The sequence below is a fragment of the Marinobacter salicampi genome (assembly GCF_011074795.1).
Taxonomy (GTDB): Bacteria; Pseudomonadota; Gammaproteobacteria; order Pseudomonadales; family Oleiphilaceae; genus Marinobacter; species Marinobacter salicampi.
The window spans coordinates 90,067-103,551 of record NZ_JAAMPF010000036.1 but is presented as its reverse complement, the minus strand read 5'-3'; the positions used below and the strand labels follow the sequence as shown (position 1 = coordinate 103,551).

The 13,485-nt window shown below is 58.9% G+C and carries 12 protein-coding genes; 2 read left to right on the top strand and 10 right to left on the bottom strand.

Annotated features, from left to right (window positions below; translation table 11 throughout):
- Positions 1–35 precede the first annotated feature (35 nt).
- From G7W63_RS18355 to G7W63_RS18345, 3 genes are all read right to left on the bottom strand, one after another.
- Positions 36–1,868, bottom strand: a complete 1,833-nt coding sequence (locus G7W63_RS18355) for an ABC transporter ATP-binding protein (RefSeq protein WP_242634489.1) — start codon at positions 1,866–1,868, stop codon at positions 36–38.
- Between the two features lie 103 nt (positions 1,869–1,971).
- Positions 1,972–2,709, bottom strand: coding sequence for a substrate-binding periplasmic protein (locus tag G7W63_RS18350; protein ID WP_166261843.1), 738 nt, complete (start codon positions 2,707–2,709; stop codon positions 1,972–1,974).
- 151 nt (positions 2,710–2,860) lie between these two features.
- Complete coding sequence (locus tag G7W63_RS18345) at positions 2,861–4,936, bottom strand: catalase (protein WP_166261841.1); 2,076 nt, start codon at positions 4,934–4,936, stop codon at positions 2,861–2,863.
- A 257-nt stretch (positions 4,937–5,193) separates the two neighbouring features.
- Here G7W63_RS18345 and G7W63_RS18340 point away from each other — a divergent pair, with 257 nt between their 5' ends.
- Positions 5,194–6,258 carry an endonuclease/exonuclease/phosphatase family protein gene (locus tag G7W63_RS18340; protein WP_166261839.1) on the top strand — a complete coding sequence of 355 codons (1,065 nt, stop codon included), beginning with the start codon at positions 5,194–5,196 and terminating at the stop codon, positions 6,256–6,258.
- 24 nt (positions 6,259–6,282) lie between these two features.
- Here the strand turns inward: G7W63_RS18340 and G7W63_RS18335 are convergent, their stop codons facing one another.
- Positions 6,283–7,344, bottom strand: a complete 1,062-nt coding sequence (locus G7W63_RS18335) for a potassium channel family protein (protein ID WP_166261837.1) — start codon at positions 7,342–7,344, stop codon at positions 6,283–6,285.
- A 256-nt stretch (positions 7,345–7,600) separates the two neighbouring features.
- Here G7W63_RS18335 and G7W63_RS18330 point away from each other — a divergent pair, with 256 nt between their 5' ends.
- Positions 7,601–8,344, top strand: coding sequence for an OBAP family protein (locus tag G7W63_RS18330; RefSeq protein ID WP_207308995.1), 744 nt, complete (start codon positions 7,601–7,603; stop codon positions 8,342–8,344).
- Positions 8,345–8,406: 62 nt separating this feature from the next.
- Here G7W63_RS18330 and G7W63_RS18325 read toward each other — a convergent pair whose 3' ends face one another.
- The 6 genes from G7W63_RS18325 to cobO form a co-directional block, all read right to left on the bottom strand.
- Entirely contained in the window at positions 8,407–9,444 is a 1,038-nt protein-coding gene (locus G7W63_RS18325; RefSeq protein WP_166261833.1) for a DUF3618 domain-containing protein, read from the bottom strand.
- Positions 9,441–9,896, bottom strand: coding sequence for a phage holin family protein (locus tag G7W63_RS18320; RefSeq protein ID WP_166261831.1), 456 nt, complete (start codon positions 9,894–9,896; stop codon positions 9,441–9,443). Before G7W63_RS18320 ends, G7W63_RS18325 begins: the two co-directional genes overlap by 4 nt.
- A gap of 51 nt (positions 9,897–9,947) precedes the next feature.
- The gene (locus G7W63_RS18315; protein WP_166261827.1) at positions 9,948–10,406 is read right to left on the bottom strand and encodes a hypothetical protein; all 459 of its coding nucleotides are present in this window, start codon (positions 10,404–10,406) and stop codon (positions 9,948–9,950) included.
- Positions 10,407–10,844: 438 nt separating this feature from the next.
- Positions 10,845–11,207: a DUF1622 domain-containing protein gene (locus G7W63_RS18310; RefSeq protein ID WP_166261825.1), complete on the bottom strand. Its 363-nt coding sequence runs from the start codon at positions 11,205–11,207 to the stop codon at positions 10,845–10,847.
- A 161-nt stretch (positions 11,208–11,368) separates the two neighbouring features.
- Positions 11,369–12,835, bottom strand: a complete 1,467-nt coding sequence (locus G7W63_RS18305) for a cobyric acid synthase (RefSeq protein ID WP_166261823.1) — start codon at positions 12,833–12,835, stop codon at positions 11,369–11,371.
- Positions 12,836–12,861: 26 nt separating this feature from the next.
- Positions 12,862–13,473: a cob(I)yrinic acid a,c-diamide adenosyltransferase gene (gene cobO / locus G7W63_RS18300; RefSeq protein WP_166261821.1), complete on the bottom strand. Its 612-nt coding sequence runs from the start codon at positions 13,471–13,473 to the stop codon at positions 12,862–12,864.
- Positions 13,474–13,485: the final 12 nt, after the last annotated feature.

The following is a 13,485-nucleotide window of genomic DNA, read 5'->3' as shown; positions in this document are numbered from 1 at the left end:
ATCCGTATCAATGACGTATGTCAGTCGGCTGACGGTCAGGCCTGCCCGGTCTGGACCCGCCACTGGGCTGCGTAGGCTCCGTCCCGTTGTAGCAATGCCTGGTGGTTGCCGCTTTCAACCACCGTCCCGTCAGCGACGACGGCAATGGTATCGGCATCCACAATGGTGGAGAGCCGATGGGCGATCATGATGACCGTGCGGTTGTGGCCGATACGCTTCAAAGAGCGCTGGATGGCCGCTTCGGTCTCGTTGTCGACGGCGCTGGTGGCCTCGTCGAGCACCAGGATGGGTGGATCCTTGAGCAGTGCGCGAGCAAGAGACAAGCGCTGTCGCTGGCCGCCGGACAGGCGTACGCCCCGTTCGCCGACGCCGGTGTCCAGCCCCTGGGGGAGAGCCTCAATGAAAGACCAGGCCTCGGCCGTTCGTGCCGCCTCAATGATCTGCGCGTCACTGGCCCCGGGCATACCGTAAGCCAGGTTTTCCCTGATACTGCCCTCGAACAGATAAACGTCCTGACTCACCAGGCCAATGGCCTCGCGCAGGGATTTCAGGCTTACCGACCGTATAGGCTGGTCATCGATGCGGATTTCGCCGGCTGTGGGATCATAGAAGCGCAGCAACAGCTTGATGAGCGTGGACTTGCCAGAGCCGGTCGAGCCCACCAGAGCCAGGGTATGCCCCGCCGGGACCTGAAGGGATATGCCCCTGACCCCGGCGCCGCTTGACGGGTAATGAAAGCTGACGTTGTTGAATGAAACCTCGCCCCGTACCGGCGAGGCAAGTGGCTGATCGGTGTCATTACGGACATGGACCGGCTCGGCCAGCAGATCCAGGATACGCCGGGTGCTGGCCATAGCGCGCTCAAACAGGTCGATGACTTCCGCCAGTCCGGTCAGGGGCCAGAGTAAACGCTGGGTGAGAAACACCAGCACACCGTAGGCACCGACATTGAGGCTGCCTTCGATCGCCATCATGCCGCCGACGGTAAAGGTGGCCAGAAAACCCGCCAGAATCGCCATACGGATGACCGGTATGAAGGCGGAGCTGATACGGATTGCCCGTCGGTTGGCTTCAACATAGGCTTCGCTGCTCGCTTTCAGGCGCTCCGCCTCCCGGTCCTCGGCGGTAAAACTCTTGATGGTCGCTATGCCCCCCAGGTTATTGGCCAGGCGGCTGGACAGATCGCCCACTTTTTCCCGGACATCGGCGTAAAGCGGGCCGGCCTTGCGCTGGAAGTAGAAAGCTCCCCAGATGATCAGGGGGATGGGGGTAAACGCCAGCAAGGCAATCAGCGGCGACAGGAAGAAAAAGACCGCGCCCACTGCAACTACTGTTACAACCACCTGGATCATGGCGTTGGCGCCGCCATCGAGAAAGCGCTCAAGCTGGTTGACGTCGTCATTCATGGTCGCCACCAGCTGGCCGGAGCTGCGCGCTTCAAAAAAGCTCATGTCCAGTTTCTGGGCGTGCTCGTAGGCGTCCTGACGCAGATCCGACTGCAGGCGCTGGGCCAGGTTGCGCCATAGAATCTGGAACAGGTATTCGAACAGCGACTCGCCAGCCCAGATAAAGAACGTCAGCCCCCCAAGAATCATGATCTGCTCCTGGGCTGACTCGAACCCCAGGCCTGCCACAAAACTCTCTTCCTGGTTTACCACCACATCAATCGCCACCCCGATGAGGATTTCAGGAGCGATATCAAACAGTTTATTGATGATGGAACAGGCACTGGCAGCCAGGATCTGGCGCCGATAGCCCCGGGCATAGCGCAGGAGGCGGGCGAGGGCTGCAAAACTGCTGGTGGCCCTCTCGGGCTCAGCGGTTGCCTGATCAGATGCAATCTCTTGGGAAACGGTTGGCTCGGGCATAAGGCTGCTTCATCAAATGAAAGCAGCAAGGGTAGCCGATTCGGCCGGCAATTTGAAAGGCAATCATTATCAATAGCAGGACCGGACCTTCACCCTGGTTCTGTCAGGGCAGCCACGCTTTCAGTATGCGGTCGTATTCGCCGCTGGCTATGATCCGCTCAAGGCCCTGCTGGAAAAGCTGCGCTGCTTTTTCGCCGTCCGGGTGGGTCCTGGAGAAGAACGCGTACAGAGGCACCTCCTCAATAACACCGACAATCTTCAGCGAATCCTTGAGCAAAGGATCGTTGGAGGACTCCGTAATCGCCTGACCAATCTTTTCGGTCACAAGAGCAAACTCTGCTCGACCCAGGGCCAGCATCTTGAGTGTGCTCTTGTCTGAGGGCGCTACGACCTTCTCCACTTTTTCGTTTGCATCGATGGCATCGGTGTAGAAAAAACCCCGGGTGATGGCGACCTTCCTGCCTTCCATATCCTCCGCGGTCAGGTCCTTGTATCCGGCACCAGCCCGGCCCCAGATAGCGAGGCGCACCGAGCTTAAAGGTGTTTCATGCCAGTAAAACTGGGCTTCATTGGAGTCGTCAATGGCGCCGGTAAAGCCACCAGCGATCTGACCGCTTTTCACCAGCATGAGGGCCCGGGAGTAGGGCCCGACCCTGAACTCAACATCAACCCCTACCGCGTCGAAGGCCGCCAGGGCCACGTCGGGCACAAATCCGACCAGTTCGCCGTCAACTTCTGCGGAATAGGGAAAAAAGTCATCTTCCGCTGCCAGTGAAATGGTACCGGCCGTGGCTGTGCCACCAGACAGAATCAGAAAAAGGACTAAAAACGGAAACTTCATGGGTCAGCCTGGACAGGAACATCAACGGAAAGCATAAACCAATATTAAGCCGCCGTCATTTCAGCCACCCGCTCAATGCAGTGATAAATTGATCTCGAAAGCAGGATAAAAAACGCCCCGACGGAGCGGGGCGTTCATACAGGTACGGTTTTCAGGCCGACTCTCGCTCCCAATGACGCAGGGCCCGACAGGTCTTTATAAACGACTCCACACTGGCCCGATCCGTCAGCTTCATGCAGCCGGCATCCAGGTCTTGCAGAATACCGGCCTTCTCCATAAGCGGCTTGGCGGCGTCAACGTAACCGATGAACTTGCAGTGGGCGAAGGCATCACTGACAAAGTCCCGTGCCGGGGGCATTTTCCTGAGCGACTCGGCGCCCTCGTCGGTGGTGAGAATGACAACCGCGTCGTAGAGTACGGAAGGCCCGCCGTCGACTTTTTCGCTGACATCGACCGGCTTGCCATTGCTGTCCTTGAGACCGCCGGCAGCGGGGGCTATTACCTCGACTATGGCACCTTCAGCCTCAATGACCGATTTCAGGTCGGCCAGCAGGCCACCGTCGCCACCCTGGGTCATCAGGATGCCCACTTTCCGGCCGCGGAAGCTGTCGGGGCCGTTCTTGAGGATACTGAGCGCATCCGACACCGCCAGGTCATGACGGGGCTTCATGGCAGGCTCGGCCGCATCCGGCATGTCCTCAAGGCCCAGGCCATCGGCAACTTTCTCGGCCAGTTCCTTATCGATATTGAGCAGGTGGGAGACCATCCGCGCGCGGATATCAACCCGGTCCACTTTGCTAAGCTCAAAGACCAGCGCTGCTGCTATGTGGCCCTGCTCAATTTTGGTCTGGCTCTTGTAGAACTGGTTGGCCTGGCTGTAGTGGTCAGCGAAGGTTTCCGAACGCACCCGCTCCTTGACGCCCTGAACAGGGTGGGGATAGCTCTTGAAGCCGGTTTCCGGGTTTTCCCTCGGGCCGTCTTCTTCCCAGCTGTTGGGTTCGTAGTTAACCCTGCCAGTGGGGTTTTTCATGGCCATGTGGCCGTCCTGCTGGAAATGGTGCATGGGGCACTTGGGCGCATTGACAGGAATATGAGTGAAGTTCGGTCCCCCCAGACGCTTGAGCTGGGTGTCAAGGTAGGAGAAATTGCGGCCCTGGAGCAGCGGGTCTTCCGAGTGGTCGATGCCGTCGACGATGTTCTGGGTACAGAACGCCACCTGCTCGGTTTCAGCGAAGAAGTTGTCCACCACCCCGTTGAGCACAAGCCGGCCAACCGGGCGAATCGGCACCAGTTCTTCCGGGATGATCTTGGTGGCGTCCAGTACGTCAAACTCGAACTGTTCAGCGAAGTCTTCGTCGAAGGCCTGGATGCCCAGCTCCCACTCGGGGAAATCGCCGCGCTCGATTGCGTCCCACATATCGCGGCGGTGGAAGTCCGGGTCGGCGCCGTTGAGCTTGAGGGCTTCGTTCCAAACCACGGACTGCATGCCCTGCTTTGGCTTCCAGTGGAACTTCACGAAGGTGGCCTTACCCTCCTTGTTGATCATCCGGAAGCTGTGGACCCCGAAGCCCTCCATAAACCGGAAGGAACGGGGAATTGCCCGGTCAGACATGATCCACATGACCATGTGCATGCTTTCAGGGGTCAGGGAAATGAAGTCCCAGAAGTTGTCGTGGGCAGTCTGGGCCTGAGGAAAGCCGCGGTCGGGCTCCTGCTTGGCGGCATGGATCAGGTCGGGGAATTTGATGGCGTCCTGGATGAAGAAGACGGGGATGTTATTGCCCACGATGTCCCAGTTGCCTGTTTTGGTATAGAGCTTGACCGCGAAGCCCCGCACGTCACGGGCCAGGTCGCCCGAGCCCTTGTTACCTGCGACGGTAGAGAACCGGACAAAGGCTGGAGTCTTCTCGCCCTTGCGCTGGAAAATATCGGCCCGGGTCAGGTCCGACAGGGAATCATAGGTCTCGAAAAAGCCGTGGGCGCCGTAGCCTCTTGCGTGTACGACCCGCTCCGGGATCCGCTCATGGTCAAAGTGAAAAATCTTTTCCCGGAAGATATGGTCTTCCAGGAGTGTGGGGCCGCGGGTGCCGGCCCGAAGAGAATTCTGGTTATCGGCTATGGGACCGCCCTGCTGGGTGGTCAGTGTCTTTTTGTCAGCGCCAGCCTGCTGGTGAAGTTCACCGCCCTTGGCTACGGACCCGTGACTGCGATATGGCTTGTGGGACATATCTCCTCCTTGTCATGATCTTTAGGTGCCCTCCAACATAATACAGTAACAAGCAAATTGAACCGGTTGAGCCCGGGTTTTCTATACCTATTGGAAATAAACACTGACGCTTTAACTCGTTGGGGAATAAGCGCTACACCACAGGTTCCCATCCGTTTCCTGACCTTCTATGCTGATAAATACGGGGTGACCCAGACATATCCATAGTGATGACATAAAAACGCCATAGACAGGGCCTACAGACAGGGAGAGTAGCTGTGTTCGAAGTTGTGCTGACCGGAGTGGCGGCGGTCTTGCTGACAGCCACAGTGCTGGCAAGACTTCCCTTTTTCGACTGGTGGATAAGGGCCTGTGACTTCCCCCGGGTCCAGCTTGCGATCGCAGCGGCCGCAGTGCTCGCCCTGTGCCCCTTCAGCGAGTCGCCATGGCAGGGCCCGACCTTCGTCATGGCGTTGGTTACACTGATCTGGCAGGTCTGGCGGATTGCACCCTACACCCCGCTCTGGCCCAAACAGGTACAGACCGCCCACCAAGGCAATGAAAAGTATTGCTTCACCATACTGGTTGCCAACGTACTGACACCCAATCGCAACTCCGACGACCTTATTGAGCAGATCGAGCATTGGCAGCCGGACCTGGTGCTGACCCTTGAGAGCGACCGGTGGTGGCAGGACAAGCTGGACCCGGTACTTTCCGAGCGCTGGCCCCATGCCGTGCGAATTCCCATGGACAACCTCTATGGTATGCACCTGTACTCGCGACTTGAGCTGGTGGACACCGAGGTAGAATGGCTGGTGCAGGACGATATTCCCTCCATCCATACCTGGTTACGCCTGGAAAGCGGCAACCTGGTGAAGCTCTATGCCGTGCACCCCCGGCCGCCGGCGCCCAGCGAAAGCGAGGAATCCCTCTGGCGCGACGCCGAACTGTTGCTGGTAGGCAAGCGTATCCATGAGCGTGACGAACCATCCGTTGTCTTTGGCGACCTCAACGACGTCGCCTGGTCTCGCACCACACGACTGTTCTGCCGGGTCAGTGGCATGCTGGATCCGCGGCGGGGCCGCGCTATGTTCAGCAGCTTTCACGCCAAATACTGGTTCCTGCGCTGGCCCCTGGACCACGTATTCAGCAGTGAACATTTCACCCTGAAATCCATGCGCAGGCTGAAGCAGTTCGGGTCGGACCATTTTCCCATCCTGGTGACCTTTTGCTATCGCCCCAGCCGTTCAGACGAACATGAGAATCCGGAAGCCGACACCGAGGAATGGAAAGATGCCCGGGACACCATCCGGGAAGCCCATTCTCGGGACCAGGAAACCTGATCGGTATCTATACTGACCCGGGGACTACGAGTCCCGGGTATCCGCCCCCGCCATATGCCTGCTCAGGGCCACGAGCATGGGCGCCCATCGGGCACGCATTTCGGCGTACTGTCTGACGCCTTCACTGGGGTCGGGCCTTACACTCAGGCCTGCGTCCGCCAGCTGGCCATGGGCCTCAAGGTAGTGCTGCTGCCAGTTTTCCCAGGCGTCTGGCGATAATTCACAATGGGTAGTGCTCACAAGCGTTGCGTTGCCGAGGCCCAGAGCCACCTGGCAGATATCTTCCAGAACCGGCGCGGTCACCACCTCCCGGTGATGCTCAGGGTCAAGGACAGTCCGGAGCAGGCTCGTCGTGTCGAGCAGGATGAAGAGAAAGTATGGGAGGGCGTAATAGGGTTCCCGGTAATGGAAGTAGCGCAGCACCGGATAAAAGCGCTGGGCTTCGTATATCGCACACAGGTCCGGAAACTTCGACCCCAGGCTCGACACTACGTCCGAAAGGTCGTCCGCTTTTGCCAGCCTCGTGATCAACCTCTTTGTATCACAACTCTGACCCGCCAGGTGATAGAGGCCCAGGGCAAGCGCATTGCGCTCCTTGAGATTCGGGTAGACTGAAAGAAAATAACTGATCGTCAGGCTGAAGAAGCCGAACCCCATGGCGCCCTGCAGGACAGTAAGTACCCGATAGAGTCCCGTACTTGGCGTTACATCCCCGACTCCCAGGGTCGTTATGTTGAAACCGCTATAGTAGAGCGCGGTAGTCCAGGACGTGTCGGTGGGCCCTGAGGAAGCGGTGATCGCGGCCCCGAGCACAGGCTTGAAGATCATGGCCCAGCCCACCACCAAAATGGCGAACCAGACGGCCAGGTTCAGCGCGATGATCAGGGGTCCGGTATAGGACAGGAGATTGCGGCTGCTTTGGGCTTCCAGTCTCGCCGCCACCGACCCGAAGGCTGCCCAGACCCCCGCCGCGAGTGGACGCTGGATTAGCCCTTTGCCACTGGCAGGAAAAAGCACGACCAGAAAGATATCCGCCAGCACCAGTCCGATGAGCAGAACGCCACACAACTGAAGCACAAACTCCATGAAGATCTCTCCCTATCATTCCCTGATTCGGTATCGCCGCATGGGGACAAACGAGCAACTTTTACACAAACCGGACAATCTTACCTCACCCCATGTCCTCCCGGCGGAGGCTAGCCCCTTCAAGCCAGCGGGGCAGGCTTGCCCCGTCCAGCAAACCACAGAATTGGCCGAATGTTTGCTGCGCCTGAGCTCTTGACTGACGCCAGCCTATCAAGACCCGACATCGGTCGCATCCGGTTTGCACAAGGAGAAAATGATGAAACCTGCCCCCTTGGCCTTCTTCCTCACGTTCGTCAGCGTTGCCATCCATGCCCAGGACCCATCGGCATTGCCCGGTGACGAAAAGAATCTGGTCACCGAAAGCCTGGAAGCCGGATCTGCGGTTTTACAGGCTGACGCACCTGCCGATGCGCTTAATATCCATCTCGTGGGTATCCACCCCATGAAGGATGACCCAAACCATCAGATGGACACTCATCACTTCTGTCGACAGGTGAATGCCGATTTCGCCCAATGTGCCCTGTTCAGCGGCAGCGATAAAGACGCCCACCTCACAGGGGTAGAGTACATAATTTCAGAAAAGCTGTTTGATGAACTACCGGAGGAAGAGCGTCAGTTCTGGCACCCCCACAATTACGAAATCCTTTCAGGTACCCTCGTTGCTCCAAACCTCCCTGACGCCGCTGAACTGGAACTGATGGAAGGCAAGATAAACTCCTATGGCAAGACCTGGCATACCTGGAACTCAGGCCTGTCGACCCGTCCTCAGGACGACCTTCCTCTGGGTGAACCCAAACTTGCATGGTCCCTTAACCGCGACGGCGAGGCAGATCCCGAGCTTCTCGAACAAAGACAGAAAATGCTCGAAATGGAACTGGAGGAAATCCGCCGGAAGCGCGCCGGGCTGCGTGACCAAGCCAATCCCCAGGCCGGCGTGAACGCCTTGAAGGGCCAGTTCGGACGAGATACCCAGGCACTCGAGGGAGTCGAGAACAAGTAACCCAGCAAAAAGACCCGCATCATGTGCGGGTCTTCAGGTTCACCCATGGGCCTGGCTCCGGGTCAGTGGTTGGAGCCCGGGTTGGTATCAGTCCGGGACGAGCCTGACTGGGTTTGCGTCGGTGCCTGACCCGGAGGCCCACTGGCTCCCGCTGGCGGGGTCTTGGGCGCACTGGCAGGCCTGGCGCCCGCGTTGGTGCTTTCAGTGGATGTCTGGCCCTGCTGGCCACTGGCGGTAGCGGAGCCACTGCCGGTCGTGCCACCGGCTGAAGCAGACGTGGCCGTTGAGCTACGGCCGGAGTCAGAGCTGCCGGAGCGGTCTGTCCCAGCTTCGGAACGCTGCTGCTGCATTTGCTCCTGGGCCTGCTCTTTCAACTCGTCTTTCTTGTGCAGCGCCTGCTCTTTGAGCTCTTCTTTCTTCTGCAATGCCTGCTCCTTGAGCTGGGCTGTCCGGTCATCGCTTGTGCGCCCCATCCACTTGTCTTCCTGATTACTCCGCGGCAGCAAGGCGCCAATGAGAGCACCGGCCGCAACAGCCAGGGCACCTGCCATCAGCGGCCGTTCGCGCAACATGTCCCCGGCTGTTGAAGCCTTGGCGCGCGCGTTATGCATGGTGTGGCGACTGGCCTCACTTACCCGATCCATCATGCTGTTTGCCGAGTCAGCGGCCTGGTGACCACGCTCACGGGCGGACTCGGACAGATTACTGGTAGACGATTGGGCACGTTCTTTCGCTGTTGAAAGCTTTTCCTTGGCACGGTTCATACGCTCACTCCCCTGGCCTGACGAAGCGTCTGAATAAGTGCCTGAAGACGATGGTTTGTTGGAAGCCACCATCAGCCAGGTAAGGCTGACACCCGCCAGGATTGCCGGAATCGGATTATTCTGAACCTGATTGGCCAGGTTCCGCACGAACGGATGGTCGCCGCCGCCGCCTTGGAACATGCCCATGGCCTGGTTGACTAACTGTCCCGGAGACAGCTGATGCATGAGTTCATCCAGCGTGCTTTCTACCTCAGCGCGAGCACTATCTACCTCACGCTCAAGTTCCTCTGGCTTTTTGTCCATGTCCTGCTTCATCTGGTCTCTTACTGTACTCATGATCTCGCTCCCTTTATCGATTCCTTGTCCTTTTGCATCTCGTTCATTGCCCGGTCCGGCTTCAAATTGGAGGGCTCCAACTTCTTTTTGCCCGCCTGAACCATAATCAACCCGAGAATGGTTGCCGCACCTCCGACTATGAGGGCCGCAAGCCAAGCTTCAACCACCTGGGCAAGTCCGAGCATCGCTGCCAGAAGTAGGAAAAGATAACCGGAATTGAGCACCACTGCGCCGCTGACAAGCCCGCTAATGCCTTTCTTGGTGTCATTGACAGCCTGGGAAACTTCAGAGCCCGCCAGTGCCAGCTCCTTTCTGATCAGTATTGCCAGGTCGTCAATCAGGTGCTTGACGAGATCATAGACCCGAGTGCCTTCTTCCCGCTTCGGCACCTCCTGAGATGCACCGTTGGCTTCGGTGGGCCTTGCCTGTTCTCTCTGAGCTCCATCAGCCATATCACTATCCTCTGTTCCATGTTTGGGATCTTGAGCACCAATCGGTATTAATCACCTGTGGCTTGGACCGCCCTGGGATGACGCCTTTAGGAACCGGCTGAGCACAAACCCTGCACCAATGCCGCCGAGCACGAACAGGCCCGGGTTACGGCGGGCAAGGCGCTCGATTTCGGCCGCCAGATCTTCCGTGTTACGCCCGTCTATAGTGTCGGCGAACTCGGACAGATGCTGAGCCATGGCGGAAGTGGTCTTGGCAAGTGTCTGCTCGCCCTGATCCCGGAAGGTGTCTGCCGCGCTTTCCAGTGCTTCAGCGGAGTGGCTAACTGTGCGCGAAGCAGTGTACTTGCGCTTTTCTGCCTCAGACAGTGCCTGGGCGCGTACGGTGTTCGCGGCTTCCTCACCCAATTGACGGCCTTCCTGTTTCAGGCTTTCACGGGTTGTACTCCCGTCGCTGTTAGGGGTTCCGGATGACGCTGCATTAGGGTTGCCAGTCGAGTCAGGTGTTTGCATAGGTGTCCTCCCTTTCATTTGCCGTTTCGAAAGTGAATTCGATCCGGTAGGTTGCTTCCAGCGGATATCTACCGTCCTAGTCAAGCAGCAATCATGCCATAGCTTCAGTTTGGCCTTTCAAGCCCTGTGCAGCTGGCAAGAAAGGCAGGAGGGCGCAAAAAAATGTGGAGATCGCACCATTTACAGGGTAATTTTTTCCGGGATTCGGAAAATCCTGCGGGCAGTAAAGACTATGGAGTGATTACTAGGCCCGCTGACGGACTTCCAGAGGAAGGGGGGCTCGGCAAAATAGAAACCCTGGCCATAACGGACGCCTAACAGGTGCAATGCCCGGGCATCCTCGGGATTCTCGCCTCATGCGCAGGGGCACGTAATTTGATCGCACATGAACAAAGCTATGGGCCCAGCGAGTAGCTACGTATGACCTAGGGTTTGTGGTCAGCTCTCGGGCTTACGGTCGTGCTGCCAGGGCCATTTACCGGTCAGTTCCACTTCCAGGGTGAAGCTGAGGAAAGTACGAATCAGTACGATGATGGCCAGTACCCCGACCGTCTCAAAGGTGAGCTCGACAGCAACGGTATGGATGATGTCTGCTGCCACCAGAAACTCCAGCCCGAGCAGGATGCCGCGGCCCAGACGCTGGCGGACTTCCGGAAGTATGGCGGAACTTTCGGCTGCCTTTGCGGCGCGGTAGGCCGCCAGAGCCAGGGCGTAGACTGCAACCGCGGCAATGATGGCGATGCCAAGGGTTTCGATGATGGCCGCACACCACTCAGCCAGAGGTTTTACCATTTCTACCATTTTGCCTCCCTGCGCTCTGGTTCGCGCTTGCTGTCCGGCCCTGTTCCATGGCCGCGTATGTACCCTGTTTAAGCTATGTTCCTGGCTGCCCCAGGTCAACCTCGAGGATCAGTGAGGGGTCCTCAAGCGAGGATAATAGCGTGTCGCCCGTCGGTGCCTGCTCATAATGAAATCTTGAGAAGACCTTGCAGCCATGGCAGGTCGAGATTATCCGCGATGCTGTCAGCCAGGCGGTCCAGCTGGGCGAAGCGGTGTTGCTGGTAGTCAACCGCGGCCTGACCGGGCGCGCCCTCTGACGCTAGGGCAGCAAGCAATGCCTGGCAGGCGTCAGCACTGTCGAAAATGCCATGTACGTAACTACCCATGACCTGGCCATCCTCGCTGATGGCGCCGTCCGGTCCGTTTTCAAGCTGGCACAGGGGCCGGTCCAGAGCTGGACCCGTGGTAACGCCATTGTGTATTTCATAGCCTGTCAGGGATGCCTCGCCCTGGCCCAGGGTCAGCCGGCCGGTCACATTCCGTAACTGTTTGCCCGCTACCATGCGGGTCTCCATGGCCAGCAGGCCCAGACCCTCGGTACTGCCCGGCGGGCCTTCAAGCCCATCTGGATCATGAACGGCCACACCCAACATCTGGAAACCACCGCACAGGCCGTAAAGCTTACCGCCGTACCTGAGATGCCGGCGGATGGCTGTGTCCCAGCCCTGCCGCCGCAGCCATTCCAGGTCGTTTCTTGTGCTTTTGCTGCCCGGCAGGAGTATGACATCCGCGGGGGGGATAGCACGGTCAGAGCCAATAAACAGCAGGTTGACCCCGGGGTGGAGGCGCAGGGGATCAAAGTCGTTGTGGTTGCTGATCCGTGGCAGCACTGGTACGACAATGGTAATAGCCCCCGCCTCGCTGGTGCCCGAGGTGCCGACGCTGTCTTCTGCATCAATAATGAGGCCGGGAAGGTAAGGCAGGACACCGGCCACAGGCTTGCCGGTACGGTCTGTCAGCCAGTCCAGCCCCGGTTCCAGGAGGGCCATATCGCCCCGGAAGCGGTTGATGATAAAGCCCCGGGTGCGGGCCTGTTCCGATTCGCTGAGCAGGGCCAGGGTGCCGACCAGCTGGGCGAAGACGCCGCCGCGGTCAATGTCACCCACCAGCAGCACCGGGCAGTCGGCGGCTTCGGCGAACCCCATGTTGGCAATATCGTTGGCTCTCAGGTTGATCTCAGCCGGGCTGCCAGCGCCTTCGGCGATGATCACGTCGTAGCGCTGCTGCAGGTCGTGCCAGGCCGCCATGACCGAATTCATGGCTTCGGCCTTGTAGCGGTGATAGTCCAGGGCATCCATATTGCCGTGGACCCGGCCCCGAAGAATGACCTGGGCGCCGCGGTCGCTCTGGGGTTTGAGCAGAACCGGATTCATGTCGCTGTGGGGCTCGATGCCGCAGGCCAGCGCCTGTAATGCCGTGGACCGGCCGATTTCGCCGCCGTCGATGGTTACCGCACTGTTAAGCGCCATATTCTGAGGTTTGAAGGGCGCCACCGACACGCCCTGCCGCGCCAGCCAGCGGCACAGGGCTGCCACCACCGTGGTCTTGCCGGCGTCGGAGGTGGTGCCCTGGATCATCAATGTGGTCATAGCGACGCTTTCCGCGCAATTAACAGTTAAAGCTCAACGCCTTTCTGGGCCTTGATGCCCTGGTCCTTGAAGCCGTGTTTGACCACCTGCATCTCGGTCACCGTATCGGCCAGTTCGATGAGTTCCCGGGGTGCGTAGCGACCGGTAACCACCACATGCTGCATCTCCGGCCGGGCCTGCAGGTCGTCCAGCACCTGGTCCAGGTTGAGGTACTCGTAGCGCAGGGCAATGTTGAGCTCATCCAGCAGCACCATCTGGTAGCTGTCGTCACTGAGCATCTTGCGGGCCACCACCCAGGCTGCCTGAGCGGCGGCCACATCCTGATCCCGGTCCTGGGTGTCCCAGGTATAGCCCTGGCCCATCACGTGATAGTCCACATTGGGCAGGTCCCGGAAAAACGCATCCTCACCGGTACTGAAGGCGCCTTTGATGAACTGCACAATGCCCACTTTCATGCCGTGGCCAAGAGACCGAGCCACCATGCCGAACCCTGAGCTGCTCTTGCCTTTACCCGGCCCGGTGAGGACCAGCAGGACTCCCTGCTCCTTCTGGGCCCGGGCGATACGCTCCTGCATGATTCGCTGTTTTGCTGCCATACGGCGGGCGTGGCGTTCAGGCTCTTTGGCATTTTCTCTCATGGTCACGGGTCC

What these genes read in the sequence shown, in the direction of transcription:
- G7W63_RS18355 (WP_242634489.1), bottom strand. Translation starts at nt 1,868, where the DNA reads ATGCCCGAGCCAACCGTTTCCCAAGAGATTGCATCTGATCAGGCAACC.
- G7W63_RS18350 (WP_166261843.1), bottom strand. Translation starts at nt 2,709, where the DNA reads ATGAAGTTTCCGTTTTTAGTCCTTTTTCTGATTCTGTCTGGTGGCACA.
- G7W63_RS18345 (WP_166261841.1), bottom strand. Translation starts at nt 4,936, where the DNA reads ATGTCCCACAAGCCATATCGCAGTCACGGGTCCGTAGCCAAGGGCGGT.
- G7W63_RS18335 (WP_166261837.1), bottom strand. Translation starts at nt 7,344, where the DNA reads ATGGAGTTTGTGCTTCAGTTGTGTGGCGTTCTGCTCATCGGACTGGTG.
- G7W63_RS18330 (WP_207308995.1), top strand. Translation starts at nt 7,601, where the DNA reads ATGAAACCTGCCCCCTTGGCCTTCTTCCTCACGTTCGTCAGCGTTGCC.
- G7W63_RS18325 (WP_166261833.1), bottom strand. Translation starts at nt 9,444, where the DNA reads ATGAGTACAGTAAGAGACCAGATGAAGCAGGACATGGACAAAAAGCCA.
- G7W63_RS18320 (WP_166261831.1), bottom strand. Translation starts at nt 9,896, where the DNA reads ATGGCTGATGGAGCTCAGAGAGAACAGGCAAGGCCCACCGAAGCCAAC.
- G7W63_RS18315 (WP_166261827.1), bottom strand. Translation starts at nt 10,406, where the DNA reads ATGCAAACACCTGACTCGACTGGCAACCCTAATGCAGCGTCATCCGGA.
- G7W63_RS18310 (WP_166261825.1), bottom strand. Translation starts at nt 11,207, where the DNA reads ATGGTAGAAATGGTAAAACCTCTGGCTGAGTGGTGTGCGGCCATCATC.
- G7W63_RS18305 (WP_166261823.1), bottom strand. Translation starts at nt 12,835, where the DNA reads ATGACCACATTGATGATCCAGGGCACCACCTCCGACGCCGGCAAGACC.
- cobO (WP_166261821.1), bottom strand. Translation starts at nt 13,473, where the DNA reads ATGAGAGAAAATGCCAAAGAGCCTGAACGCCACGCCCGCCGTATGGCA.